The organism is Paenalcaligenes niemegkensis, from assembly GCF_022230885.1.
In the GTDB taxonomy this organism is placed as follows: domain Bacteria; phylum Pseudomonadota; class Gammaproteobacteria; order Burkholderiales; family Burkholderiaceae_B; genus Paenalcaligenes; species Paenalcaligenes niemegkensis.
This window is the reverse complement of sequence record NZ_JAKGCT010000001.1, coordinates 41675-68608: the sequence shown is the minus strand read 5'-3', so window position 1 is coordinate 68608 and position 26934 is coordinate 41675. Positions and strand designations below refer to the sequence as shown.

At 52.4% G+C, this 26934-nt stretch carries 22 protein-coding genes and 5 pseudogenes; 12 read left to right on the top strand and 15 right to left on the bottom strand.

Annotation, left to right across the window (positions count from 1 at the left end):
* The first annotated feature begins 53 nt into the window (after positions 1-53).
* Together L1889_RS00355 and L1889_RS00350 are read left to right on the top strand one after the other, a co-directional pair.
* Positions 54-2095, top strand: a pseudogene (locus L1889_RS00355) (TRAP transporter permease).
* Complete coding sequence (locus L1889_RS00350; protein WP_238663387.1) at positions 2092-2508, top strand: DUF1850 domain-containing protein; 417 nt, start codon at positions 2092-2094, stop codon at positions 2506-2508. The pseudogene L1889_RS00355 and the gene L1889_RS00350 overlap by 4 nt, the downstream one beginning before the upstream one ends.
* 128 nt (positions 2509-2636) lie before the next feature.
* Here L1889_RS00350 and L1889_RS00345 read toward each other — a convergent pair whose 3' ends face one another.
* From L1889_RS00345 to L1889_RS00310, 8 genes and pseudogenes are all read right to left on the bottom strand, one after another.
* Positions 2637-3545 carry a delta(1)-pyrroline-2-carboxylate reductase family protein gene (locus tag L1889_RS00345; RefSeq protein WP_238663386.1) on the bottom strand — a complete coding sequence of 303 codons (909 nt, stop codon included), beginning with the start codon at positions 3543-3545 and terminating at the stop codon, positions 2637-2639.
* Between the two features lie 15 nt (positions 3546-3560).
* Positions 3561-4154 (bottom strand): helix-turn-helix domain-containing protein, encoded by a 594-nt coding sequence (locus L1889_RS00340; RefSeq protein ID WP_238663385.1) that lies wholly within the window; start codon positions 4152-4154, stop codon positions 3561-3563.
* 54 nt (positions 4155-4208) lie between these two features.
* Positions 4209-4933, bottom strand: a pseudogene (locus L1889_RS00335) (ABC transporter ATP-binding protein).
* Positions 4930-5757, bottom strand: a complete 828-nt coding sequence (locus L1889_RS00330; protein WP_238663384.1) for an ABC transporter ATP-binding protein — start codon at positions 5755-5757, stop codon at positions 4930-4932. The pseudogene L1889_RS00335 and the gene L1889_RS00330 overlap by 4 nt, the downstream one beginning before the upstream one ends.
* The gene (livM, locus tag L1889_RS00325; RefSeq protein WP_238663383.1) at positions 5750-7258 is read right to left on the bottom strand and encodes a high-affinity branched-chain amino acid ABC transporter permease LivM; all 1509 of its coding nucleotides are present in this window, start codon (positions 7256-7258) and stop codon (positions 5750-5752) included. Before livM ends, L1889_RS00330 begins: the two co-directional genes overlap by 8 nt.
* A gap of 1 nt (position 7259) precedes the next feature.
* Entirely contained in the window at positions 7260-8177 is a 918-nt protein-coding gene (locus L1889_RS00320; protein WP_238663382.1) for a branched-chain amino acid ABC transporter permease, read from the bottom strand.
* A 77-nt stretch (positions 8178-8254) separates the two neighbouring features.
* Complete coding sequence (locus L1889_RS00315; protein WP_238663381.1) at positions 8255-9376, bottom strand: branched-chain amino acid ABC transporter substrate-binding protein; 1122 nt, start codon at positions 9374-9376, stop codon at positions 8255-8257.
* A 93-nt stretch (positions 9377-9469) separates the two neighbouring features.
* Positions 9470-10650 (bottom strand): annotated as a pseudogene (locus L1889_RS00310) (NAD(P)/FAD-dependent oxidoreductase).
* Positions 10651-10863: 213 nt separating this feature from the next.
* Between L1889_RS00310 and amaB the strand changes: the two are divergent.
* Both amaB and L1889_RS00300 read left to right on the top strand, forming a co-directional pair.
* Positions 10864-12362: pseudogene (amaB, locus tag L1889_RS00305) on the top strand (L-piperidine-6-carboxylate dehydrogenase).
* Between the two features lie 125 nt (positions 12363-12487).
* Positions 12488-12892 carry a YidB family protein gene (locus L1889_RS00300; RefSeq protein ID WP_238663380.1) on the top strand — a complete coding sequence of 135 codons (405 nt, stop codon included), beginning with the start codon at positions 12488-12490 and terminating at the stop codon, positions 12890-12892.
* A gap of 124 nt (positions 12893-13016) precedes the next feature.
* On the opposite strand, the gene L1889_RS00295 is transcribed toward L1889_RS00300, so the two are convergent.
* On the bottom strand, positions 13017-14291 hold the full coding sequence (locus tag L1889_RS00295) for a bifunctional O-acetylhomoserine aminocarboxypropyltransferase/cysteine synthase (RefSeq protein WP_238663379.1): 1275 nt from the start codon (positions 14289-14291) through the stop codon (positions 13017-13019).
* A gap of 274 nt (positions 14292-14565) precedes the next feature.
* Here L1889_RS00295 and L1889_RS00290 point away from each other — a divergent pair, with 274 nt between their 5' ends.
* A complete protein-coding gene (locus tag L1889_RS00290) occupies positions 14566-17205 on the top strand; it encodes an AsmA family protein (protein ID WP_238663378.1) in 2640 nt (879 codons plus the stop codon).
* Positions 17206-17223: 18 nt separating this feature from the next.
* Here the strand turns inward: L1889_RS00290 and L1889_RS00285 are convergent, their stop codons facing one another.
* The 3 genes from L1889_RS00285 to rsmD all read right to left on the bottom strand — a co-directional run bounded on the left by L1889_RS00285 (position 17224) and on the right by rsmD (position 18708).
* Complete coding sequence (locus L1889_RS00285) at positions 17224-17478, bottom strand: YfhL family 4Fe-4S dicluster ferredoxin (protein WP_238663377.1); 255 nt, start codon at positions 17476-17478, stop codon at positions 17224-17226.
* Between the two features lie 69 nt (positions 17479-17547).
* On the bottom strand, positions 17548-18060 hold the full coding sequence (coaD, locus tag L1889_RS00280; protein ID WP_238663376.1) for a pantetheine-phosphate adenylyltransferase: 513 nt from the start codon (positions 18058-18060) through the stop codon (positions 17548-17550).
* Positions 18061-18129: 69 nt separating this feature from the next.
* Positions 18130-18708: a 16S rRNA (guanine(966)-N(2))-methyltransferase RsmD gene (gene rsmD / locus L1889_RS00275; RefSeq protein WP_238663375.1), complete on the bottom strand. Its 579-nt coding sequence runs from the start codon at positions 18706-18708 to the stop codon at positions 18130-18132.
* 370 nt (positions 18709-19078) lie between these two features.
* Here rsmD and ftsY point away from each other — a divergent pair.
* Positions 19079-20154: pseudogene (gene ftsY / locus L1889_RS00270) on the top strand (signal recognition particle-docking protein FtsY).
* 10 nt (positions 20155-20164) lie between these two features.
* On the opposite strand, the gene L1889_RS00265 reads toward ftsY, so the two are convergent.
* The 3 genes from L1889_RS00265 to L1889_RS00255 all read right to left on the bottom strand — a co-directional run bounded on the left by L1889_RS00265 (position 20165) and on the right by L1889_RS00255 (position 22579).
* Positions 20165-20764 (bottom strand): CHAD domain-containing protein, encoded by a 600-nt coding sequence (locus L1889_RS00265; RefSeq protein WP_238663374.1) that lies wholly within the window; start codon positions 20762-20764, stop codon positions 20165-20167.
* Positions 20740-21702 (bottom strand): CYTH domain-containing protein, encoded by a 963-nt coding sequence (locus tag L1889_RS00260; protein ID WP_308217569.1) that lies wholly within the window; start codon positions 21700-21702, stop codon positions 20740-20742. The genes L1889_RS00265 and L1889_RS00260 overlap by 25 nt, the downstream gene beginning before the upstream one ends.
* Before the next feature lie 73 nt (positions 21703-21775).
* On the bottom strand, positions 21776-22579 hold the full coding sequence (locus L1889_RS00255) for an IclR family transcriptional regulator (protein ID WP_238663372.1): 804 nt from the start codon (positions 22577-22579) through the stop codon (positions 21776-21778).
* Positions 22580-22713: 134 nt separating this feature from the next.
* Between L1889_RS00255 and ribBA the strand changes: the two genes are divergently transcribed.
* The 6 genes from ribBA to L1889_RS00225 are packed head-to-tail and all read left to right on the top strand — an operon-like array spanning position 22714 to position 26933.
* Positions 22714-23883: a bifunctional 3,4-dihydroxy-2-butanone-4-phosphate synthase/GTP cyclohydrolase II gene (gene ribBA / locus L1889_RS00250; protein WP_238663370.1), complete on the top strand. Its 1170-nt coding sequence runs from the start codon at positions 22714-22716 to the stop codon at positions 23881-23883.
* Between the two features lie 15 nt (positions 23884-23898).
* Positions 23899-24447, top strand: coding sequence for a 6,7-dimethyl-8-ribityllumazine synthase (gene ribH / locus L1889_RS00245; protein WP_238663368.1), 549 nt, complete (start codon positions 23899-23901; stop codon positions 24445-24447).
* The gene (nusB, locus tag L1889_RS00240; protein ID WP_238663365.1) at positions 24431-24928 is read left to right on the top strand and encodes a transcription antitermination factor NusB; all 498 of its coding nucleotides are present in this window, start codon (positions 24431-24433) and stop codon (positions 24926-24928) included. The genes ribH and nusB overlap by 17 nt, the downstream gene beginning before the upstream one ends.
* A gap of 8 nt (positions 24929-24936) precedes the next feature.
* Positions 24937-25896, top strand: a complete 960-nt coding sequence (gene thiL, locus L1889_RS00235; protein WP_238663364.1) for a thiamine-phosphate kinase — start codon at positions 24937-24939, stop codon at positions 25894-25896.
* Between the two features lie 21 nt (positions 25897-25917).
* A complete protein-coding gene (locus L1889_RS00230) occupies positions 25918-26430 on the top strand; it encodes a phosphatidylglycerophosphatase A family protein (protein ID WP_238663358.1) in 513 nt (170 codons plus the stop codon).
* Complete coding sequence (locus L1889_RS00225; protein ID WP_238663356.1) at positions 26427-26933, top strand: CinA family protein; 507 nt, start codon at positions 26427-26429, stop codon at positions 26931-26933. Before L1889_RS00230 ends, L1889_RS00225 begins: the two co-directional genes overlap by 4 nt.
* Position 26934 lies beyond the last annotated feature (1 nt).

Here is a 26934-nt window from a genome sequence, read left to right as displayed (position 1 = left end):
CTTAATTAACAAGAAACACTGCCATTTTTGTAAGCAAAGCGAAACGAAACTTTATGAGTACTGAGATAGCTCCACCTATCGAAGCAGCACCACCTGTTGAAACCTTACCTAGAGCCATATTTTGGGTGGCGGTGGCATTTTCTGTCTTTCAGGTTTATACCGCGGCATTCAGTCCGATTTCCAGCCAGGTCGTCAGGGCGATACACGTTGGTTTCGTGCTGCTGATGGTCTTTACCCTGCATCCAAACTTTTTTGGACGACCCATCCCCGGTTTAGCCTGGCTCTTGGGTGGAGCAGGTTTTCTCTTCAGTTTTTACCATTGGGTTTTCGAGTCTGACTTAACCGCCAGAGCCGGTGAAATGACCCAGGGCGATATGGTGGTCGGTATTGTGATCATCGTTTTAGTGTTTGAAGCGACGCGTCGCATGATGGGAATTGCCTTGCCCATTATCTGTGGCTTGTTTCTGCTCTATGGGCTTTTTGGCGAGTATTTGCCAGGGGCGCTAACGCATCGAGGCTACGGTTTTGACCAGATCGTCAGCACTCTGGGCTTTGGTACTGAGGGCATATATGGCACGCCTACTTATGTTTCCTCTACCTATATCTTTCTGTTTATCTTGTTTGGTTCGTTTTTAGAGCGAGCAGGCATGATTACGCTGTTCAGCGACCTGGCAATGGGAACGGTAGGTCATACTCGAGGGGGCCCGCCAAGGTGTCGGTGGTAAGTTCGGGATTGATGGGCACCATCAATGGCTCTGGTGTTGCCAACGTTGTGACTACCGGCCAATTCACCATTCCTTTGATGAAACGCTTTGGCTACTCATCGTCTTTTTCAGGCGGGGTAGAGGCTACAGCCAGTATGGGTGGACAGATCATGCCGCCTGTGATGGGTGCGGTGGCATTCATTATGGCCGAGACAATTAACGTTCCTTATATCGAGATTGTCAAAGCTGCTGTCATCCCTGCCATTCTGTACTTTTTTACTGCATTCTGGACCGTTCACTTAGTCGCCGGACGCGAAGGATTGGTGGGCCTGCCCAAGAGCCAGTGCCCGGATCCGTGGGCCGCGATCAAGATACGCTGGTATCTGCTAATTCCGTTAATTGGCTTGGTTGCTTTATTGTTTTCAGGCTATACACCGCTGTTTTCAGGCACCGTAGGCCTGGGGCTGACTGTGATTCTGATCTTTGGCGCGGCAAGCATTCAAGGCGCTGGGCATAAGGCGCTGAGGTACTTGTTTTGGGTGCTCCTGGGTATAGCCTGCACGGGCTTTATAAAATTCGGCGTCATTACATTTTTTGCAATTATTGCCGTGCTGGCCGCCTTTTTGCTGATGCGTGGCCGTGATGGTGATTTGCTCCGAGAATCTATTGCCTCGCTGGCCGAAGGAGCCAGGCATGCTTTGCCCGTGGCCATTGCCTGCGCCTTGGTGGGCGTTATTATCGGCATTATCAACTTGACGGGTGTGGCTGCGGAATTCGGAGGGCAAGTTATTGCTATCGGGCAAGATAATCTGCTGCTGGCGTTATTCCTGACCATGATTACGTGCCTGGTGCTGGGGATGGGGATTCCCACCATTCCCAACTACATCATTACGAGTTCACTGGCGGCCCCCATCCTGCTGCAACTGGGTGTGCCACTTATTGTGTCACACATGTTTGTTTTCTATTTCGGCATCATGGCTGATCTCACGCCTCCCGTGGCGCTGGCTGCCTTCGCGGCGGCGCCTATAGCTAAAACCACAGGCCTGAAAATCAGTATCCAGGCCATGCGTATTGCGATTGCCGGTTTTATCGTTCCGTACATGGCCGTTTATAGTCCAGCCTTGATGATGCAAGACTTCAGCAGCCCATGGGAAGTGGTCTATATCACCATTAAATGTATTATTGCCATCATTCTGTGGGGAGTAGGCGCCACTGGCTTCCTGTTCAGTCGAGTCAATATTCTTGAACGGCTTTATGTAGTTATTGCCGCGGTGTTTTTGGTGTGGGCAAGTCCTGTATCGGATCAAATAGGTGGAGCCCTTGCGGTGCTGTTTTTAGTGTGGCATTACCTGCGCACCAAGCGGCAAGAAACCAGGCTTCAGCAGTCATGATGGCAAGCGCCGCAGCGGTGGGCATCTGTTTACAGCTTGCGGCTGTGCCCGATGCTGAGGTTGTGCATATTGATACTCAGAAATTTACCTTAGCCTGGATGCACTCGATTGAGCATCAACGGTGGGAAGAGCTTTACTCGGTACGGCTGGACAACAAAGGTCAGCCCTATTTACAAATAGACCAGGCTCGCGTCAAAGGGTCGGGGGCAGGTATGGAGCCAGCGTCTGAAGCTGAGTATAAAGAGGGCTGGTACCAGTATGTTCCAGCACAAAAGGCGCCTGATGTCCTAGCCCTCACGCGTTCTGAATACACGCCCGATTATGAGTTCTGTACAGAAGGTCAATGCGCTTCCTTAGGGCAGTATCTGTTATCGGACGGCGGTGTCACAAACTTGTGGGCCTGCCGTTCTTAAACCTGAAAACAGGCGTGTGTCTGGCGCGTTGTTTGGATGAAAATCGGGTTTTTAAGCAAGGCCACGCCCGCGGGCGATTAACAAACGCTCGAGGCCGAAGCTATAGTTTTGCACTTGAGTCTGGGCAACTATGACAGGCCAAGAGACAGGCGCGCGCAGCGTGCAGCGGCTAAGTCCCAGGCCGCACAGCCCACGGTTTTATAGACCATGGCAGCGTCCAGCGGGGGCGGAAAGCGCAAGGCATGCGCAATGCTGTGGACTTCGTCCCATGATGCATGAGCCTGGAGAAAATCCCCCGCTTCATGCGGGCCAGATTCCGGGTCATCAATGTAAAGGCGGCTGCCGTGAATGACACCGGGAGCTATTTCAGCCATATCCTGCCTATAGGCACCCATCCCGATGACGAGACGTCCGGGACCGGGGGCTTCGTGATACACCGGAGTGCTGCTGCTGGTCGCGCATATCACGACATCAGCCCCTGCGGGAACCGTTGTGCTGACCTGGATATCACAGTCGCCGACACTTTCTGCTGCCTGCTTTCCTTTTGCACTGTTTCTGGCTACCAGGGTAATGTGGGCATCCGGATACAAGGCATGCACGGCTCGAGCATGACCGATGGCTTGTACACCGGCACCGATGATCGCAACATGTTTGCAGCTATCATTCCACAGCGCTCGTATACCCAGCATTGACACCGCAGCTGTGCGGCGTTCGGTCACCGTTGGGCCATCTAGTACAAACAGGGCAGCACCCGTTTGCCCGTCGTAGGCACAGACCAATCCCTGGATAACCGCTAGGTTTTGTTTGTGATTATCAGGCATGATGTTTACGAGCTTGTGTATGCCAATGTCTTTTGCTGTGGCTGGCATAGACAGCATGGTTGCGCCATTAGGGTACGAAAGCGCCTGGCGCGTTGGAGCCAGGATAGCCTGTGAAGCGTAGTCGGAAGCCGCTATCGTCAGGGACTCCACCAATGCCGGAAAGGCTAACGCTGCTGCCGTTTGTTCAGCGTCGAGTAAAAGGGGAAGGTTGTGCATACAGGTCTCCATTCATTATTCACATAGCTCAGGTTTGGTACTGATCCACATGACTTCCGCGTCAATGTCTGCATGGTTAATCACTCGATGCAGCATCCGGCTATCAATGTAGAAACAATCGCCGGTATGCAGCACGGCGGGCTGATAAAACTCGGTATGCAGTTCAACACTTCCTTTAAGCACATAGACGAACTCTTCGCCGTCGTGCCGGCTCCAGCCCTCGTCGTCTTCGATGGCATGCGCCTTGATACGGGTGATAAAGGGCATCATTCGTTTGTTGGCCAGTTGCGAACACAATACCCGGTGTTCGTACATCGGTGTTTCGTGCAGCTCGCCAGTGCCTGCCCGTTCAATGGTGCGTCGTCCAGCCCCCATGTGCTCACGGGCAGGTACAAATAGCTCTGCGACATCGACGCCGAATCCTTTTGCAATGCGCAGCAGCACATCATAAGTGGGCGAACTGAGTCCGTTTTCGATTTTTGATAGGCTTGATGTCGCAACGACGCAGGCTCTGCCAGCTTGTTCTAAGGTCCACCCGCGTTGTTGACGCAGCCAACGCACGCGTTCTGCCAGGGCCGATTCGCTGTTCTGTACATCGGGGTGACTCACGATATGGTTTCCTTGTTGCAATCTGAAAAGAAGACTCAAAGTGTATAACGAAGATCAGAGCTTTTTCTTCCCTCCCAGATAGGCATCCCGAACGGTGCTATCAGCCAGAAGCTCCTTGCCGGTTCCTGTCAGGGCAATACGGCCATTTGTCATTACGTAGCCTCGATGCGACAGGCTCAGCGCATGATAGGCATTTTGCTCGACTAAAAAATCGTTTTCCCCAGCGATGTAATATCTTTCAGAATTTCAAATACTTGTTTGACGATCAGGGGAGCCAAACCTAAACTGGGTTCGTCCAGCAGGATTGTGTCGGGTCTAGCCATTAAGGCGCGAGCCATGGCAAGCATTTGCTGTTCGCCACCGGACAAGGTGCCGGCACGTTGGTTTCGGCGCTCTTTCAAGCGAGGGAACAGGGCAAATATTTCGGCTTTATCTTCCTCGGCATGCTGCATCCCGATGGGCAGTGTGCCAATAAGTATATTTTCTTCTACCGTCATCCCCGGAAAGATGCGTCTGCCTTCAGGGACTTGGGCAATGCCAAGGCGTGCCACGTGATGCGGGGCAATGGCAGCGACATCAACGCCGTTATATAGAATTTCGCCCTGGGTAATCTTCGGCGAACTAAAGATGCTCATTAACAGGGTACTTTTTCCAGCGCCGTTGGCGCCTATCAGACACACAATTTCACCCGCATTCACATGCAAGCTGACATCGTGCAGAACCTGAATCGATCCGTAGGCATTACACACATTTTTAAGTTCAAGTAACGGTGTGCTCATAATGCATCCTCGTCTATGGTTCCCAGATAGGCAGTAATGACTTCCGGATGTTCGCGTATTCCGTCTGGTTTTCCCTCGGCAATGACGACTCCGTGATCAAGCACGACGATGTGATCGGAAATATCCATCACTAGGCTCATGTCGTGTTCAATCAATAAGATGGTGACTGAAAACTCAGTTCGCAACAGATGAATAAGCTCTGCGAGCCGTTCGGTTTCTATGGAGTTAAGGCCAGCGGCGGGCTCATCCAGGCAAATCAAAATGGGATCGGTGCACATGGCCCTGGCAATTTCCAGCGTTCGTTGCCGGCCATAAGGCAGTTCTCCTGCCAGCCGGTTTGCCTGATCTGTCAGGTCCAGACGTTCCAGCCAGTGCATCGCCGTTTCTACACCCTGCTGTTCGTGCGTCTCAAACGATGCTGTGGCCCACATTCCGCGCCACAGGTTGTTATCGAGGCGACGATGCTGGGCTACCAGCAGGTTTTCCAGCACGGTCATGTCTTTAAAAAGCCGTATGTTTTGAAAGGTGCGAGCGATGCCTGCGCGGGTTACCTGATGTGAGCCGCCCGTAAAGGGGCGGGTGAGCAGTTCGGCGATATGCGAACACTGGCCATTTGCCCGGTGCAGCGCAATAGATCCGGAACTGGCCTGGTAAAACCCCGTAATGCAGTTGAATACCGTGGTTTTTCCCGCTCCGTTTGGCCCTATCAATGAGGTGACAGAGTGACGCTGCACATCGAAGCTGATGTTGTTGTTGGCGATAATCCCACCAAAACGTTGCGTTAAACCGCGAACCTCAAGAATGGCTTGTTGGGCTTCAGTCATGACCGACTCCGGCAAAAGCAGGTCGTTTAGCACGAATCAGACCGTGGGGACGCCAAATCATCATCACAATCATGAGCAGCCCGAACATCAATACACGGTAGTCGGCCAGATCACGCAAGAATTCGGGCAGCAGGGTAAGCACCAGCGCTGCGATAATGACACCCAGCATCGAGCCCATGCCGCCAAGCACGACGATGGACAATATTAGAACCGATTCGAAAAAGTTAAACGACGTAGGGTTGATAAAGCCTTGATAAGCGGCAAAGAACACCCCTGCGACACCGCCCGCAACAGCCCCAATCATGAATGCAGCCAGCTTGATGGTTACGTGATTGATGCCTAGTGACCGGCACGCGATATCATCTTCACGCAGGGCCTCCCAGGAGCGTCCGATGGGCATGTACCGAAGGCGGTTAAAAAATCGAAGCGCAATGGCCACCACAACAAACAGCACAATATAGATAAATAGCGATTTGTAATCACCGCTATAATCCAGGCCGAAAAATTCATGAAAGGGAGGGTTGCCTTCGCTGCCTCGCCGTGAGAACTCCAAGCCGAAAAACGTCGGCGCAGGCGCTGACGCCCCGTTGGGGCCACCGGTGAATTCTGACCAGTTGGTGAGAACCAGGCGTATGATTTCGCCAAAGCCCAATGTGACAATGGCTAGATAGTCGCCATGCATGCGCAGTACGGGAAAGCCCAGAATGGCTCCCGCTATAGCGGCGACAATCGGCGCGAAAAGCAAGGCAGTCCAAAACCCGATACCTAGGTATTCTGATCCCAGAGCCAGAAAATAAGCGCCAACGGCATAGAAGGCGACGAAGCCCAGGTCCAGCAGACCAGCCATCCCCACCACAATGTTCAGCCCCAGCCCTAACAGTACATAGATCAGGGCCAGGGTCAGATTGCTAATCCATACCTTGGGAAGCAGACTGAAATGGTTAAGGGCGATGGGCAATAAAAAGCCGCAGATAAACAGCAAGGGAACCAGCAGCTTCCAGATGTTTTTTTGGCCACGTCTTTTGGGCAGGCTGATTCCATAGGCGAAGACCACGAACAGAATCATCAGTACCAGGGCAGAGGCTGCGCCAGTGGGGATCCACCCTTTCCACGACATCAGCATAAGCAATGCACTTAGCATCAGACTGCTCGCAAAGATAGCAAGGGTACGGGTTCGTGTTGGAGCGTGGCTCGACTCCACCGCGGCCCCCAAGGAGTCTTTTCGAGTGAAACGCGCCAGTACATTTGACCCGGATGACGTTTGACTGAAGATCGCCACACCAAATCGGGTGATGGTTACGATCACCGCCAGGATCATCCCGTTAACCACAAAAGGGGTGCGGTCGGGCACAAAACTGAAGTCATACTGTTTTAATACTATATTGGTGATAGGACCCAGCACGACCAAGGCAATGACGCCGGCGATCAATGCATCTTTTAAACAATGTCCCCAAGAAATGCCCTTCCTTGGCGCTGGCCTGTACAGAGTGTTTGTACTCATATCACACCTTTTCCACAGCAGGCCGGCCCAATAGGCCACTGGGCTTAAAGATCAGCACCGCTACCAGTACTCCAAAGGCAAACACGTCTTTGTAGTCGCTACTAATGAAGCCGGCGAATAACGACTCCAGCACACCCAGTAATAAACCACCCAGCATAGCGCCGGGCAGTGAACCGATGCCGCCAAGCACCGCCGCACTAAAAGCCTTGATGCCGATGATAAAGCCAACGTAAAAGTCAAAAGAGCCATAGTTCATGGTCACCAGCACACCAGCGATGGCGGCAAGTACCGAGCCCATGACGAACACCATCGACACAATACGTGCTGTATTGACACCAAGAATGGTTGCCATTTTCCGGTCTTGCTGTACGGCCCGGCATTGCCTGCCCAGGCTGGTTCCATGTATCAGCCAGGTCAGTCCCGCCATAGCGGCGATGCTGAAACCCATGATGATGAGGTTCATGACGCGTATCTGTATGAAATGGTTCTCATCACCCAGGCGTATGCTGCTGGCAATAAGGGTAGGCACACCTTGTACATTCGGCCCCTGCGCCAGCTGCACATAATTTTGCAGCACCAGTGACACACCGATGGCGGTGATAAGCGGGGCCAGGCGAGTCGTACCGGTAAGGGGGCGGTATACAGCGCGCTCAATCGTCCAGCCGTATAAACCCGTGATTACCATGGTGACGATCAGGGTGGTCAACAAGGCGAAGGGAACAGATTGAATACCGAAAAAAGTGGCGATTGCCAGGGTGATGGCACTAATGTAGGCACTGACCATGTAGATGTCCCCATGGGCAAAGTTGATCATGCCAATAATGCCGTAGACCATGGTGTAGCCAACGGCGATCAATCCGTAAATAGAACCCAGGGTGAGACCATTGACGATTTGCTGACCGAAAATATAAAAGTCCATGAACGCGCCTCCTGACTGCGAATAGCTGATTGTTAGCGACCGCCCGAAACGGCGCGGTCGCAGTCATGACAAGAGACCTAGTTCAGCTCGGCATAACCACCGTCTTCATCCCATTGGTACATGACGTAATCAGGCTCTTTGAGGTCGCCCTTGCTATCCCACTCCTTGGGGCCCAAAACGGTATCGACCCTATTGTTTTGCAGCCACTCTGCAAGTTCGGTGCCGCTGTGGCTTTTGGCTCCGGCTATGGCGGCAGACACTGCCTCTACACCAGCGTAGGCGTAGAGGGTAAAGCCGTCAGCTTTCTTGCCTTCAGACTCTAGTTTGGCGATTACAGGCTTGCTGCTTTCCATGTTTCGCGGATCGCGGGGAAAGCCCATGTAGACGCCATTGGCATACTGCGCTCCACCAGCGGCAGTGACGAAAGCCGGGTCCACAATACCGTCATCAGAGATGTACGGAATGGTCATGCCTTGCTCGCGGATTTGCCTCACCAGCGTGCCCGCTTCGGCATAGAGACCGCCAAAAAACACGGCATCGACATTGGCTGCACGTATGCGTGTGACCAAGGCGTTGTAATCGCGCTCTCCACGGGTCACGCCATCGAAAAGTACTGTTTCTGTTCCCAGATCTTTGATCACTCCACGGGTGGCTTCGGCCAGGCCGCGTCCGTATGTATCCTTGTCATGAATCACAGCAATGCGTTTGGCCTTCAGCGTGTTGGAAATGAAGTCCCCAATGACCGTGGCTTGCTGGTCATCGCGGCCGCAAATGCGAGTGACCGTTGGCAGGCCCCGTTCTGTCACGTCGGGGTGGGTGGACCCCGTAGCCATGGATAGAATGTCGGCTTCGTCGTATATCTCTGAAGCAGGCAGGGTGCTCGAAGAGCAGAAGTGGCCAATAACCGCCACTACCTTATCCTGATCCACCAATCGGTTGGCGACGGCGACGGCTTGTTTGGGCTCGCAGGCGTCGTCTGCCTTGACCAGTTGAATCTGCTTTCCATCAATGCCTCCGGCCGTATTAATGGCTTCTGCTGCGGCCGTAGCGCCTGTCCATAATTGATCACCGAATGCGGCGTTAGCGCCTGTAAAGGGTCCGGCAATCCCAATTTTGACGGTGTCATTTGCATACAGGCTAAAAGGCATTGCCATGCTCAGTCCAAGGGCAAGTAGCCGTAAACCAAAACGCTTTTCCATAATTGTCTCCTGACGGTGGGGTAGTGCTTGGTAAAGGTAGTAGTGCTGAGCGCTAAATTAATTGTTGAGTTACGTGCAGCACAGTCGACGGCCTCAGACTACGTTTTGCTCGATTAAAGGCCGCTGTTCAATAATGCGATTCCAGCCCAGACGCGATAAGTCCAGGGTTTTGAAGGCGTGATACACAATCAATTCGCTAAGCGCCCGGCCTACCGCGGGCGCTTGTTGCATACCGTGGCCGCTAAAACCATTGGCAAAGAGCAGGTTCTTGATAGCGGGGTGTTCACCAATAATGACGTTCTGGTCAATCAGGTTCATGTCGTAATGACCAGCCCAGCTTCGTTGCAGCCGCAGAGCTTCGAAACCCGGCACCCGTTCAGCTAATAAGGGCCACAAGAGATTTTCAAAAAGCTCATGCTGTACGTCGTAGTCATAGCATTCGGGGTCGTCGTCGACTTCGGGTGATATGCCAGTAATAAAGCCCTCGCCCTCGGGCCTGAAATACGCACCTGATGGGTCGATGACCATGGGGCAGTTCTTGAGAGCGGCTGGCGACTTGAAATAAAACACGCTGCGCTTACGAGACTCAACGGGTAGCTCGATTCCCACCGAGGCGCTTAGCGTTTTAGCACCGGTGCCTGCAGCGTTAATGACGGTAGAAGCATGCACCTGCTCTCCATTGCATAAGCTGACCCCCTTGATGGTGTCGCCCTCATGCAATAGTCCTGCGACACTGGCCGAACAGTAAGTAGCACCTAAAGCTATGGCTTTGCGTCGCATGCCCTGCATCATGCCGTAAGCATCTAGCCACCCCTCACCACTCACTCCTAAGGCTCCTCCTGCTAAACCCGAGGTATTCATCCATGGATAGCGTTGCTTCAATTGTTTTACGCTTAGCAGTTCAATATCTGCGCCTTCCTGTTGCTGGACGCGTACGTTGGATTGCAATACCGAGCCGCCCCCAGGTGTAGCAAGAAATAGATACCCCCTTCAACGAAGGCGGGATCAGGAGTGTCACCGTTGACTGCCATTCTTCTTGCGAAAGCACGCAAGAACTCTGTGCCAAATAAGGACATCCGTATATTTTCGGGGGTGGAAAACTGGTGTCTGATTGAGGCTGCAGATAAGGTGGTGGCACAGTATTGGTAGCTAGGATCTTTTTCCACTACCAGTACGCGGCCGTGAAAATCGGGATTAGACATTAAAAAGTAAGCCGTTGCGCTACCAACGGCCGCGCCTCCTACGATAACTACGTCGTATCGGTTTTCATGCATACAGCCACACTCCAGGAACGATTTCTGTGTTTGTTTGGTGTGAGTCAAAAAGCCGTGTGAGTTAGCTACATTATTTTCATATTTCGAAATTAAAGCGCTTGGTGTTTTCCCTTGGGGGATAAGTTTTCTATTTGGAAAATGATATTCTGATTGGAAAACAATGAGCGAACGGCTGCTTTCAGCCTGTTTTTTCACTATTACTCGGGAATGAAAATGCAAAGCACAGAACTGCTTGAATCTCTTGGCCTTAATATGGCGAGGTTGCGTGACGGAACGCTGGAAGTGCATTCGCCTATCGATGGAAAACGTATAGCGACTGTTGTCGAGCAAGGGCCTGGCGACATGGCTGAAGCGATTCAGGCCGCTAAACAGGCCCATCTGGGTTGGCGCTCCGTTCCTGCGCCGCGCCGTGGTGAGCTGGTGCGTATTTTTGGTGAGGTGTTGCGCGAGGAGAAAGAAAAACTGGGTCGTCTTGTGTCTGTAGAAGCGGGCAAGATTTTGGCCGAAGGTGCGGGAGAGGTTCAGGAAATGATCGATATTTGTGACTTTGCCGTCGGTCTGTCGCGTCAGCTTTATGGCTTGACCATCGCTTCAGAGCGCCCCGGGCATCGCATGATGGAAACATGGCATCCGCTGGGGGTGGTTGGGGTGATTTCCGCTTTCAACTTTCCGGTAGCTGTATGGTCCTGGAATACCACATTGGCATTAGTGTGCGGCAATGCCGTGGTTTGGAAGCCTTCAGAAAAATCACCGTTGACGGCGCTGGCGTGTCAGGCTTTGTTTGAGCGGGCCCTTCAACGCTTCGGAGATGCTCCCCTGCTTTGTCACAAGTCATGGTTGGAGGGCATGAGCTAGGGGAAGCAATGGTAGATCATCCCGATGTTGCGCTCGTTTCAGCCACTGGTTCTACCCGTATGGGACGCATAGTGGGGCCACGTGTCGCTGCACGATTTGGTCGCAGCCTGCTTGAGCTGGGCGGTAACAATGCGATCCTTGTCAGTGACTCGGCTGATCTTGATCTGGCTGTACGCGGTATTCTCTTTGGGGCCATTGGCACAGCAGGGCAGCGTTGCACCTCAACCAGGCGTGTTATTGCTCATGAGAGCATTGCGGATGAGCTTGTTTCGCGTTTGCTCAAAGCCTACGACAGCGCTCCAGTCGGTAATCCTCTGGACAGCACCACGCTGGTCGGCCCGTTAATTGACCAGGCTTCTTTTGAGGCGATGCAAGTGGCGCTAAAAGCTGCCGTCGATCAAGGGGGTAAAGTGTATGGAGGCGAACGCTTGTTAACCGAGGACTTTCCGGATGCTTACTATGTAAAACCTGCCTTGGTGCAAATGCCTGCACAAACCGAAATCGTGCGTCATGAAACCTTTGCTCCTATTCTGTATGTGATGCCTTACGCAGAGTTTGACGATGCGATCCAGATGCAGAATGATGTGCCTCAAGGCTTGTCGTCCGCGATTTTCAGCAACGATGTTCGCGAAGCAGAACGTTTTCTGGGAACAGAGGGATCCGATTGCGGCATTGCCAATGTGAACATCGGGACCTCAGGGGCTGAAATAGGCGGAGCTTTTGGGGGCGAGAAAGAAACAGGCGGCGGCAGGGAGTCCGGGTCGGATGCATGGAAGCTCTATATGCGCAGAGCGACCAATACCATAAACTACTCGCGTGCTTTGCCTTTGGCCCAAGGTATACAATTCGGAGACTAACGGCGCCTGACTGACGGTGGCAGGTGCTGCCATGGCAACACCTGTTTGCATTTGTTTTGCCCCTTTGCTTGCGAAGCAAGGCACAATTATCTAAATAGCTAACTTTGATGCCTGTGGAGCAAAAAATGAGTATCTTTAATTCCCTCAAGACTGTGGCTTCAACTGCCTTTAGCCCGGTGCAGCAAGAGCGTGCAAGCCTTGTTCCGGCGCTGGTGTCTGCGGTAAAAGGCTACCCCGGCGGCGTGGCTGGCCTGGTGGCTGCCTTTAATCAGGGCGGTTTGGCGACGGTAGTGTCATCGTGGATGAGCCGCGAAGAGAGCCTCCCCGTTAATGCGGATCAGCTTCAGTCAGTCCTGGGTACACCGATGATCAGCGACATGGCCGAGCATAGCGGACTTAGCTCAAAACAAGTGTTGTCTCATTTGCCGACTCTGCTGCCAATTCTGATGCGCGCCGTAGGAGCCACTGGCGATATGAAATCACTCGACACCCAGGCTCTGCTGGAATCTGTGCTAAAGCTGGGCGAATAAGAATTCGCTTCCTAACTAAAGCTTTTTGACCATAGATGGAAGTCAGACTTCCAGAGGGCAGTTCAGCAGGACTGGGCTTTTAGCTTAATAAGGGTTAAGCGCCCAGTCCGATGGGGATAGGCTTTTATTTGCTGGCAGACAGCGCTTGTTCCAGGTCGGCCAAGATGTCGTCAATGTGTTCGATACCAATCGATAAACGAACCATATCCAGTTTGACGCCAGCCGCTTCCAGTTCTTCTTCGTTTAGCTGGCGGTGAGTGGTGGTGGCAGGGTGACATGCCAGCGACTTAGCATCGCCGATGTTGACGAGCCGTGTAATTAGCTGCAACGCATCAATAAACCTGGCGCCATTTTCGCGGCCACCTTTAAGGCCGAAACTCAGAATTGCAGCGGGTTTTCCACCCATGTACTTCTTGGCCAGTTCGTGTTCCGGATGATCCTCCAGGCCTGCATACTGCACCCAATTGACCAGCTCGTGCGTTTTTAAGTACTGCGCGACTTTGAGCGCATTCTCGGTGTGGCGCTCCATGCGTAACGCCAAGGTTTCTATGCCTTGCAGGATTTGGAACGCATTGAAGGGCGACAACGCAGCGCCAGTATTACGTAAGGGCACCACGCGACAACGTCCAATAAACGCAGCGGGACCAAAGGCCTCGGTGTACACCACACCATGATAAGAGGGGTCGGGCTCATTGAGTATCGGAAAGCGTTCTTTATGCTCGGCCCAGGGGAATTTCCCTGAGTCAACGACGGCACCCCCAATTGTGGTGCCGTGTCCGCCCAGGTATTTGGTGAGCGAATGCACCACGATGTCAGCGCCGTGTTCAAACGGGCGGCACAAAGCAGGCGAGGCAACGGTGTTGTCAACAATAAGCGGTACGCCATGACGGTGCGCTGCATCTGCCAACGCTTGCAAGTCGATCAGGTTCCCGCCGGGATTTCCAATGGTTTCACAAAAGACGGCGCGTGTGTTTTCGTCGATTAGCGCTTCAAGTTTTGCTATGTCATCATGAGGGGCAAACTTGACATTAATGCCCTGGCGCGGAAATGTGTGGGCAAACAGATTGTACGTACCGCCATACAGCTTACTAACCGAAACAATGTTGTCGCCAGCTTGGGCTATCGTTTGTATAGCATAGGTAATGGCTGCCATGCCGGACGCGACTGCCAGAGCGGCAACACCGCCTTCTAAGGCGGCAACGCGCTCTTCCAGCACCGCATTGGTGGGATTCATGATGCGTGTGTAGATATTCCCAGGGACTTTCAAGTCGAATAGGTCAGCACCATGCTGCGTGCTGTCAAAGGCGTACGCTGTAGTTTGATAGATTGGTACGGCTACGGCTTTAGTTGTGGGATCTGGGGAGTATCCAGCGTGAATCGCTAAGGTTTCAAGTTTCATAGTGATGTAAGTCTCTGTCTGGTTTGTCTGTGTAATGGCAATATTGTTAAGTGAATCGTAATGGGCCGGTACCGCCCACGGTAGACAATAATGCCATTTTAATATTTCTTTTAGTTATTAGGGGTGGCGAAAAAGCATAGCTTAATGCCTGCCTATCGCAAGGAGTGCACATTTTTAGCATGCATTGCGCATAGTACAACGAGTTGATGTAGCATTCAGCATTGCGAGCGTAGCGGGTGTCGGTGCGCTCCCTCTTTGGTTTCTTGAGGGCCCAATGAAAGTATGGTTTAAGCGCGGGCTATTTAGCCTGGTAGGGTTGTTTATTGTGGCATTGGTTGGTGCCGCAATTTTCTTGCTGACTTTTGATCCAAACGCTTATAAAAATAAGTTGGAAGAAATTGTGTACGAGCGCTATCAGCGCAAGTTGACGATAAACGGCGATATTGAACTTTCGTTGTTTCCCCGTATCGGCTTGGCAGTTGATTCCGTCGCTTTGTCAGATCGGTTTTCCGACGACCCTTTTGCGTCTATAGAAAGCGCCAGATTTGCAGTCGCTATATGGCCGCTGATGTCTAACCGGTTTGTGGTTGATCACGTCGCGCTGCGGGGTTTCAAGGCATGGATTGTGCGCGAGGGCGATGGCAGTTTCAACTTTACTGATTTGCTGCAGCGCTCGGCTGAGCAAGGGGCGCCAGTTATTGCGAACCGGGCCAGTCAGTTCAGTCCCATCAAGTCGGCACAGGCAGCTGACGCCGCGCTTATACAGGCTGACGAGGCCAAGCCTTCGGCTGGAGCCTCACTGAAAGCGGTAGTGATGCCTGACGCACGGGATACCGACTTCCAGATTGATATTGCCGGCCTGGATTTCAAGGAAGGCGAGATTCATTTTTACGATAAAACGAACGATACCATCGCCAGAGTGGTAAATCTGGAAGTGAATACGGGTCGCATGACCTTTGGCCAACCTTTTGATGTGGCTTTTAAAGGCAGTTTGCAAGGCGATTACCCCATTGCCGATGCGCAGCTCGAAGGGCAAGCGCTGGTAAAGCTTGATCCGTATAACGACAGTTATTCAGCTCAGCGCCTGAGCGCACAATTAGTCGGTGACTTAGCCGATTACACGGCAACAGCCATGCAGTTGCGAGGTAATATCGAATATGAGCCTGCCGCCAGCTTAGTACGTGCCAGATCGCTTGAACTTACTACGCAGGGTGAGCTTAAAGGTGCAAACCCAATAAGCGATGTACAGTTCTCTGTGACTACTCCCAGCTTAAATTACGGACGAAGCAGCGATACCCTTGATTTTCAGAAGCTCGTGATACGGGGTTCCGGCAACATGAGCGACACTGCCCTGGATGTCGCGCTGGACGTTCCCCGTCTGGTGCTGACTCCTGACCTGGCCGAGGCCGAACCTATAGTCGGCAGCGCCAAGTTAAGCGACCAGAATGTAATGGGCATAAGCCTTAATATCACAGGGGTTAATGGCTCTATCTCAGATCTGCGTGCAGAAAACTTCAGTCTGGAAGGTGTGGTTAAACGTCCCAGTCAGGCCTGGCAATTAAAAGTCAGCAGCCCGCTGCACTGGAACCGTGATAGTCATCAGCTGCAATGGGATAATATTGCCGGCAAGCTTAGCCTCGAAGATGAAGGTCTGTCCCAAAGCCGTGCAGACGCAGATGTCGAGGGCGACACGACCTGGCATTTGCGTCAACGCGAGTGGGATGGCGATCTGAAGCTCAAGAGCGGGGAAGGGGAGGTGGTGGTATCGGGGATATACGACTATTTGAAGCGTCCCACTCTGACACTGGATTTACTGGCTAAACACGTGGATGCTTCGGCCTGGATCCCCTCGGTAGAAGTACGGGCTTTACGCCGTCAAGCGGCGGCTGCCGAGTCCGAAGACTCTAACGAGTCTCCCGAGTTTGTGGGACCAGTCGCAGGTCCTGTGTTTGATTTTTCTCCCCTGGCGATGCTTGATATCAACGGCAAGGCGAAATTTGAAAATGTGCGCATGGGAGGCTTCCGTCTTGACGACATGAACGCAGGCCTGGTGCTTGACGCTGGCGATTTGCGGGTAAAGCTTCAGAGTCCCGCGTTTTATCAAGGGCAAATGAACGGCGAGTTACGTCTGAGTCAGAACAACACACTGCGTGCTGCCGTCAATGGCTATGGCATTGAAATAGGTGAGTTACTGCAAGATAGCTTCGGTCAGATGCGCGCGAGCGGTAAAAGTGATATAGCACTCAGGCTGACCACTGGCGGTCATACTCCAGCCGCGTGGTTAAGCGGACTGAATGGCAGTTTTAACCTGGATGCGACCAATGGCAGTGTGTACGGTTTAAATGTCGAACAGGGTCTGCGTAATATTTTAAATGTGGCTAAAAATGCCTTCGGTCCTCAGCTACCTCCGTTAGGACTCGAGTTCGATCCACAGCAACTGACTGATTTTGCGGCCCTAAGCCTGCAGTCAGCTATCACCAACGGCCAGCTTGAGTTCAGTACGCTTGTTGCTACGACGCCTCGTCTTCGCATCAGCACGGCCAAGCCAGCTTACATTGATCTCGTTAACCGGCAGTTAGATCTTACGCTTCAGTTGCGCTTGCAGAAGGCCCGGGAAGTAACACGGGACCTTACGATTGCTGAGTTGGTGGGGGTGACAGTGCCCATACAGGTGACGGGGCCGCTAGCGCATCCTCATCACCGCGTTGAGTGGGAGAGCGTGAATACGCCTTCTGTAAAACAAGCGCTGGAAAACGGATTGCTGGATAAGCTTGCAAATCAAAGCTCCGGCACGGATGAACTTTTGGGCCCCGAGGATCCCGCCGCGGAGGCTGCGCAGAACATCAGCATTAGTGATCGCTCTTTAGGCGAAACCATCAGGGACTTACTGGGTATCGTAGCCCCTGAACGCTGAGCAGCTGATGGTGAAGCATTAGGCTTTGACAGCGGTAAGCTTATGATATTTAGCCGTTAGTGCGGCGTTATCTTCTTGATGATCAGGATGTATTTCAATACATTCAACCGGACAGAAAACGACGCATTGCGGCTCATCGAAATGACCAACACATTCGGTACATAGCGAAGGGTTTATCTCGTAGATTTCCTCGCCCATGTAAATGGCTGTGTTTGGGCACTGTGGCTCGCATACGTCGCAGTTAATGCATTCTTCAGTAATGTGTAGAGCCATGATAATTACCGTTGTAATAAGAGCTTAGTCATTCACAGAGTGTAATACCCAATGAGCGGACTTGGTCGATTAACCCTCTGAGCTCTGTTCTTGTTGTTCGCGCAGGGCTTTGGCCTTGCTTAGTAACCAGCGCTCAACTGAGGGGAAGACGAATTTACTTACGTCGCCACCCAGGATTGCTATTTCGCGCACAATAGTGCCGGATATAAACTGGTACTGGTCTGATGGAGTCATGAACAAGGTTTCAACCTCAGGCAGCAAATGTCGATTCATGCCTGCCATTTGAAACTCATACTCAAAATCAGATACTGCCCGTAAGCCGCGTACAATGACGCGAGCGTTTTGTTCTCGCGCAAAGTCCTTGAGCAGTCCGCCAAAGCTTTGTACTTCCACATTGGGATAATGGCCGAGCACTTCATTTGCAATCTCGACACGCTCTGCGACCGAAAAGAAAGGTTTTTTTGCTTGGCTGTGTGCAACGCCCACGACGACGCGATCGAATAAATTCGCAGCACGTCTCACTAAGTCTTCATGGCCACGTGTTAATGGGTCAAAGGTACCAGGGTATACGGCAGTAATCATTTGGGTTCCGCGCTATTAGGCAAAAGTAGCAGACGAGGATCAGGTGTAAAACTGACTTAATTAGTAAAGTCACGCATTATTGTCTGTTTCTTGCGTTGCAGCAAATCTAAATAAGTGGAAATATACGTGTCCCGCACGTTGTTCACGTTCTAGTTCAAAGTGGGGTGGTGTTTCTACCTTAACTTCAGACTCTACATAGATTAAGGCGTCGGGTGCAAGTACCATGGGTAAAATTGGCCACACTTTATCAAGCCAGTTTTTACCAAAAGGCGGATCAATAAAGATCAGGTCGTAAGGAGCTTCGGTGCGTTGCAACACGTGAAGGGCGTCTCCGTCATGGATGCGGACAGTATCTGCTCCCAGTTTGTTTCGAACTGAGCGTAACGCGGCTACCGCTTGTTTATTGTTTTCCACCATTTGCACATGGGCGACACCGTGTGAAGCTGCCTCGAAGCCAAGTGCGCCTGAGCCTGCGAATAGATCCAGTACGCGCTTGTCAGAAAAGTTGCCCTCCCAAAAGTGGCGTAACCAGTTAAATAAAGTTTCTCGAACCCGGTCAGGAGTTGGCCTAAGTCCCTCAGCATCGGTGACAATAAGGGGTGTACGGCGGTAATCACCGCCTACAATACGGATAGTGTGTTTTTTCATGCGCGCTTATGTTGGGCGATGGCGTGAACCAACCAAATTATGGCTTAACCTAAATTGTATGTTCAGTTTTTTTAAAAGAAAGAAAGCGTCTAAAGACGACGTTGCGGAAGAAAACCGCGTAGCGGTAGATCCGCAGCCCCTTCAGGTCGAGACCGACACTGCAGCGACGCAGCCCTCTCCGGCAAGCAGCATAGAGTCTGCCACAATTTCGTCTGCCGAGCCGAACAAAAGTGTTGCTGCCGCACAGACGCCTGTCGCACCCGCATCCGCGACGGCCCTGCCGGTCGCAGGTCAGGTTTCGCCTGATGTCAATCGACAAGCTCTTGCAAAGCTCGAGAATCTCGACAGCACCGATGATATCTTCACAGAGATCAGCAGGACCGAGTCATTATCGCCTGCCGCAGATACCCTGGAGGCGTTAACGGCGCTGCCCGAGCCACCAGCCACCACAACCACGCCAGAGCCGGCAGCACCCATTGCCGGCGTACCATCCGGCATGATTGCGTCTTCAGAGCCCGCCCCGGAATCTCAGCCTAAAGGCTCCTGGTTGAGCCGTTTACGTAAAGGTTTGTCGCGCACGGGTCAAAGCATTGGTGGCATTTTCGTTGGCGTTACCGTCGATGAAGATTTATTCGAAGAGCTTGAGACCGCACTGATTATGTCAGACGCAGGGGTTGAGGCCACCGATAAATTATTGACGGCCTTGCGTGCGCGTGTGCGCAAAGAGAAGCTGAACGATGGTGCGCAAGTCAGGGCAGCCCTGAAAGAAGTGTTGGCCGAGCATTTGCGTCCACTTGAAAAAAACTTTGACCTTAAACGGACTGCTCCTTTGGTGGTCATGATCGCAGGGGTCAATGGGGCCGGTAAAACCACTTCTATCGGGAAACTGGCCAATGCTTTCCAGGCCCAGGGGGCTTCTGTTTTGCTGGCTGCAGGTGACACGTTCCGGGCGGCGGCACGCGAGCAGCTGGTTGAATGGGGGGCACGAAACAATGTGGCCGTCATTGCTCAAGAGGGCGGAGACCCTGCTGCGGTAGCATTCGATGCAGTTAATGCTGGAAAAGCACGGGGCATGGGCGTTGTAATGGTTGATACGGCCGGACGCCTGCCTACACAGCTGCATTTAATGGAAGAGCTCAAGAAGATCAAGCGGGTTACCGCCAAAGCTGACGGTGACGCTCCACATGAAGTGTTGTTAGTGGTTGATGGTAATACAGGTCAAAACGCCCTGTCGCAAATCAAGGCCTTTGATGCGGCTATCGGCCTTACTGGCCTGGTGGTAACCAAGCTGGACGGTACAGCAAAAGGGGCACGCTCGCCGCCGTAGCGGCGGGTAGTCAAGGGGTCAGGCCTGTACCCGTCTATTGGATTGGGGTGGGCGAGGGCATACATGATCTGCAGCCCTTCGTCGCTGCCGAGTTTGCCTCTGCCCTGGTGGGCGATTAGCCTTCTGTTGCTACTTGCTTTTCAACGCAGCTATTGCTGTGGGGGCAGGATAGCTAGGATAGTGGGTGTTGACGAGTTCTTTCAATATTTTTGCTGCCTGCCTGGCTTTGTAGTCGCGCGTCGCCTGAAGCCAGCCTAGGGCATATCCGCGTTGCTCCGGCTCAGTAATCGAGTCGCGACACCACGTGATCGCTACATCCATGTCGGTGACTTTACCTAATGCACGCTGGGCTTCACGCAGCAAGTTATATAAAGGACGATGGCTTCGGGTACCTAAAAACTCCAGGCAGTAGCGCAAGGTTTTAATCCAGTTTCTTAAACGGTGCTGGCGTCGATGACTAAGGTCTCCAAAAGAGGCGCTGGCAACACGTATACTTGCCAGTTGCTGTTCTAAGAGACCATGAAGTATCGGATACAGCTCTGGTTCGCGTGGTGCGCCCTCAACAATACTTTGTCCCGTTACGATCAGTCTTAGGCTGTGAAGCAGGCATAGCTGAAAATCACCACTGGCAGCCAGCCTCCTGGGCTCAAAGTTTGCTCGTTGTGGCAAGACTAACGAATCGGTGTTCGTTAGCCCACCTTTTTTCAGTTTGGGGAAAACCTCCAGCAATAAAAGATCGTCGTCGCGTGCCTCTCCAAATTCGGAAAAATAGTAGCGTAGCTTTTTGCAAGATTTTTCTCGCTATGGGTCATCCAGGGCCTAAAGAGGCGGCGACACGAACGCAAACGTCTCATTCCCACACGCATTAAGGCCAGGTAAGAGGCTTGTTGCCCTGCAGAGGCGCGGATATTATCAATACCGCTTAAAAACGCAGCATTGCGTATTACTTGAGTTAAGTAGGCACTCGCACTATTTGCGTAACAGTCCTGCATCGTTACAGAGTGAACCAAGGACATCGTATTCAGACGGTAGGGTCTACGAGCAAGCGCCTCAGCAGGAGTCATGTCGGCATCTAAGGACTCGCGTGCGCAGAACTTCGCCAGCGCATCTCCACGCTCTGACTTGCTCCTCAGTTCAAGAATCAACTGAAAATCTGTCAGCCACGCCTCGCCAATCTCGAAAAGGGCGTCTACTGGCCCCGAAATCAGTTCAAACTCAATTTCGCTAATCGATAACTCGCTGTTTCCAGCTTTGATGACACCCTCGTCCAGGGCGATTTCGACAAGCGATTCACCCACTTTGACGCGTGCTGTCTGTCTTGCCACGCAGGTTTGATAACGAGGCTGCAGCTCACGCGCTACACTTTTAATTAAAGGGTAAGCGGGGCCATTTTTGAATTTTTCAAGTTCTAGCGCTTGGTGGCTTAAGTTATGGTTCAGCTCGATCTTGGATAGCTCGTCTGGCCCAGCCATTTTCAATGTCTGCACCCAGACGTCGTTCTCAAGCCGCACTCGTAGTGCTGCCTTAGCATGCGCCAGGGCACGATCCGGAGTGTCATAGTAGGTAGCCCGCAAGGTATGAGACTGCGGGTTCAGCGTCGCCATACGCTGCTTCAGCGCAGCCATCGAATTTCCGGGAATATAAAGCTTGAGTTCGCGTTCTAGCACTTTGAGTAGTTATCTATCTTTTAGGTGGAGGGGGTGTGACTGCTAAGAATAGCCTATCGTCAGCAGTGCAGCCCTAGCTTTTGAAACCCAGCTGTGTGGAGACGTTTCTGGCGCACTGGCTTAAGGCCCGGGCAATGGGACCGTTTGTTGAAGCATCAAATAACGAGCTGGGGCCCAGACTGGTAATCGCCAGCACCAGACTGGCGGTATGATCAAATACAGGTACCGAGAGCGCATCTATGCCTGGCAAGGGGTTTCCAAGTGCCTTGGCCATACCTTGCTCACGAACCTGTTCCAGCTTTTGTGTCCACACCGTTGGTTTTGGGTCGGGTTGACTCATACTGGTCACCACAGCCTTGTCCCCGTATTCGCGCTGTATGTAATGTTCAGCAACTTTCGGAGCAAGCCATGCAGCGAAAACATGCCCCGTTGCGGTATGCATCATTGACATCACGGTGCCAGGGCGCATATTGACGTGCACAGGGTAACTGGCTTCGGTAATATGAACCATCGTAGGTCCGTGTGATCCCAGGACTGCAACGGCCAGGGTATGTCCGATTTGGGTTGCCAGTTCGTTAACCAGCGGCAGAGCAATGCGTATCGGGGATAAGCGGTGTAAGCTGACAATACCCATTTGCAGGGCGAAAGGCCCCAATTCGTATTGTGTGGTGCTGCTGTCCTGGCGTACCAGCCCTACGTTAATGAAGCTCACCAGGTAGGGGTGGGCTTTTGCGGGGCTCATCCCGGCAGCGTGGGCCAGGTCGCGCAACGTCATGGGCGTGCCGGTCTCAACCAGGGCAGCAAGCAAAGTGTGCCCTGTTTCTATCGATTGGATGCGTCGACGGCCATCGTCGATTGGGCTGCTTTTCTTGGTCATAATGGTTGCCGTGAAGGCATCAGAGATAGAGTATTCGATGTTGAACAGCTTAACAGCCTCTGTTATTCAAGCGCATTGTACGAATAGGGCCCGCAGGCGCTAAAATGGGTTATCTAATATAAAGCAGGATTGTCATGAGTGATATAGAATCGGCCGATTTCCCCGAAGCAGAATCTTACGATATATCGTCAGTTCCCGATATTGTGGCCGAACTGCGTGCTGGCCGCATGGTGATTCTGGTTGATGAAGAAGATCGTGAAAACGAAGGCGACCTGATCATGGCCGCTGAATTCGTCAGCCCCGAGGCGATTAACTTTATGGTTACCCATGGCCGGGGTTTAGTGTGTCTGACACTGACCGAAGAGCGCTGTCGCCAACTCGACCTGCCTTTGATGGCGACCCGTAATGGTGCAAAGTTTGGTACCAATTTCACCGTTTCCATTGAGGCGGCGGAAGGGGTGGAAACGGGTATTTCTGCGGCTGATCGTGCACGTACGGTACGGGCAGCCGTGGCCCGCGATGCGCGTCCGTCTGATCTGGTTCAGCCAGGTCACATCTTCCCGTTAAAAGCGGCAAATGGTGGTGTGCTAGTTCGTGCCGGCCACACCGAGGCGGGGTGTGATCTTACGAAAATTGCTGGTTTAACCCCAGCAGCAGTTATCTGCGAAATTTTGAAACCAGACGGTTCCATGGCTCGTTTGCCGGATCTTATCGAATTCGCGAAACAGCACCAGTTAAAAATTGGTACTATTGCCGACCTGATTCAGTATCGCAGTCAAAACGAGTCCATGGTCGAGCGCTTGTTCACGCGTGAAATGTCCACTCCATGGGGGGATTTCCAGGCTGTGGGCTACCGCGACTTATCGTCCGGAGAGCCACATTTGGCGTTGGTGCACGGCTCAATCGACCCCGAAGTCGAGACCTTGGTGCGCGTACACGAACCGACTACTGTGCTTGATTTGCTTTGCGATGAGGTCAGCGATCACAGCTGGACAGTATCGTCAGCCCTTAAGACCATTCAGCAAGCGCCATCAGGGGTCATGGTACTCATGAATTGCCAAGGCTCTTCTGAAAAACTGTTTGAACAGTTCGATGCGCGAAGCAATCAGCCTCAGCCGGCTAGCCCTGAAGCAACTCGCCAAAACCGCTACGATTTACGCACATACGGGATCGGTGCCCAGATATTGCGTGATTTAAATGTAGGTAAAGCAAAACTTCTTGCTCGCCCACGAAAAATGCCCAGCATGACGGGCTTTGCCCTTAGCATTACGGGTTACCATAGCGAACCTAACCACCAAGCCTGACCGGAGCCGCCTATTATGAATCCCTACATTGTATTTCCAGACCTTAACGGCGAAGGCCTGCACGTCGGTATTGTACGTGCCCGCTTTAACGAAGAAATTGGCAACGCCCAGCAAGAGGCGTGTGTCGCCGAACTCGTCGCCCTGGGCGTAGACGTACGTGATATCACTGTGCTTTCTGTGCCCGGTGCACTTGAAGTCGGTTTGACTCTGGCTCAAATGGCTGAAACCAGCGAGTTTGACGCCTTGATCGCTCTGGGCGCCGTAATCCGTGGCGAAACCTATCATTTTGAAATTGTTAGCAATGAAAGTGCCGCTGCGATTACGCGGGTGTCACTCGATACAGGCATGCCTGTTGCTAACGGTATATTAACCGCCGAAACCGATGAGCAGGCACAAGAGCGTGCGGCTGAAAAAGGCCGTGATTGCGCACGTGCGGCTGTCGAAATGGCAAATCTTATTGCTTTGCTCGAACCCGACTTTGATGAAGATGACGAAGACGAGAACGACGACGAAGCAGAAGACGACGACTTCGATGAGGAAGAAAATCTTGACGACGACAACTAATCCGTCCGGCGCTGCGCCGTCGCGTGCCAATAGCCGAAGCGCGCGGCGACGCTCACGTGAGTTTGCCCTGCAAGGCATCTATGCGTGGCTTATCCGTGGCGCTGATGGCCTTCAAGAGGCGGGTTCGATTGATGCTCACATTCGCAGCGAAGAGCAGTTTTCCGAGGCCGACGCTTCATGGTATCGCACACTGTTATATGGCGTGATGCGTGAATCCGCTGATTTACAAGAGCGTTTCATGCCCTACGTAGATCGCCCACTCGAAGAGCTTTCACCTATTGAGCACGGAATTCTTCTTTTAGGCAGCTACGAATTAATTCATCACGTTGAAGTGCCCTATCGTGTGGCGATCAATGAAGCCGTAGAGCTGGCTAAAGACTTTGGTGGTACAGACGGATTTAAATTTGTGAATGGCGTGCTGGACCGCCTTGCGGCTACAGTGCGTACCGCTGAAGTTCAAAAGTACCAGAACCGTAAATAGGAAGCATATTGCCTAACGAATTTGATCTTATTGCACAGTATTTCTCACGCCCTGCACCTAAAGGCTATTTAGGGGTAGGTGACGACTGTGCGTTGTTTTCAGTTCGTCCAGGCTATCAGCTTGCAACCAGCACCGACTTGCTACTCGAAGGGCGCCATTTTTTTGGTGATGTCAGCCCCCGACGCCTCGGACATAAAGCTTTAGCTGTTAATTTGTCTGACTTGTCGGCTATCGGGGCCATGCCTAAGGGTTGCCTGCTGGGAATCGCCTTGCCTAGCGCTGATCACGAATGGCTGCGCTTGTTTAGCGAAGGTTTTCTTGAGCTGGCAGATTATTACGAATGTCCGCTTATTGGTGGGGACACGACGCGTTCCGTGCAAGGAATAAGCATTAGCGTAACGGTTATGGGCGAGGTTCCGGCCGGCAGGGGGTTGTTACGTTCTCGTGCCCAGGTAGGTGATGATATATGGTTAAGTGGCCAAATGGGCGCGCCCGATTTGGCGCTGCGCTATCTTACCCAAGAGTTGCCACTAGATGCAGACCGTTTGGCTTTGAGCATTAATGATCTCGAGCTTCCCCAGCCGCCGGTCAGGCTGGGCGCCGATCTGGTGGGTGTGGCAAATGCTGCGGTGGACGTTTCTGACGGCCTGGCGCAAGACCTTGGACATATTTTAAGGGCAAGCCGTTGTGGCGCTGATATCCACTACCCTTTGGTGCCGGTACATCCGGCTTTGAAAGACTTGCCAATTTCCATACAAGAGCAGGCGGTTCTGTCAGGTGGCGACGTTTTTCAATTATGTTTTACTGCTTCTGCAGCGCAGAGACAGTTGATTACTGAGATTGCACAACAGCATCAAACTCAGGTCACGAAAATCGGGCAAATTACAAAAGAGCGTGGCCTGCGCGTTTTTAATGCCCATGATGAGTTAATTCAATTAACCCGCCAAGGTTTCGATCATTTCGACTAGCGAGCAGAAGGATGACAGTTAATGGTTGAGCAGGCTGCTAGCGTTAAAGTTCGTCCGTCTTTACGATGGGTTTACGAGGCGCCATCGCGTTTCATCGCTTTTGGCTTCGGTACAGGGGTTTTGTATCCGGGCCCTGGCACATGGGGTACGTTACTAGGCTGGCTGCTGTGGGTGGTCCTGTGGCAGCATTTGCCAGATCTGGGTGTAGTGCTGCTTCTGGTATTCAGCTTCGCCCTGGGATGTTGGGCTTGCCAACGCACAGGCGATGACTTGGGTGTCCCTGACCACGGTGGTATGAATTGGGATGAGGTTGTCGCCTTCTGGCTTGTGCTATGGTTAAGTCCAGCCGGATTCTGGGCCCAGTTATGCGCATTTGCACTGTTCCGTTTCTTTGATATTGTTAAACCCCCGCCGGTGCGCTATGCAGATCAACGGTTCTCCGGCGGCTTTGGTGTGATGTTTGACGACATTGTTGCAGCTCTTTATGCCTTGTTGGTAATGGCTGTGCTGGTACGACTAGGGGCCTTCATATGATTCAAAGTACGAACTTGCAGCTAGCTGAGAAACTAGGGGTTTTGCTTAAAAGCAAGGCCATGCTTTTAGCCACCGCCGAATCCTGCACGGGCGGTCTGATTGCGGCCAGTTGCACTGCTATCGATGGCTCCAGCCAATGGTTCGAGCGCGGTTTTGTGACATACAGCAATGCGGCTAAACAAGAAAATCTAAACGTCAGCTTTGATACACTCGATCGTTTTGGTGCAGTCAGCGAAGAAACAGCCATGGAGATGGCATCAGGCGCCCTGGCCTCGGCTGTAGCAGCCAATATTGGCATATCAACAACCGGTATTGCCGGGCCTACAGGTTCTACGCCTGGCAAACCCGTGGGTATGGTTTGCTTCGGTCTGGCGAAACGTACACAGGATGGTATTGTGACTCGGGCCTATACTCATATTTTCGATGGTGACCGATCGCAAATACGTGAGCAGGCAGTTGCTTTTATTATTAATGCAACTGCCGAACTGTTAGAGCAGGAGTAGG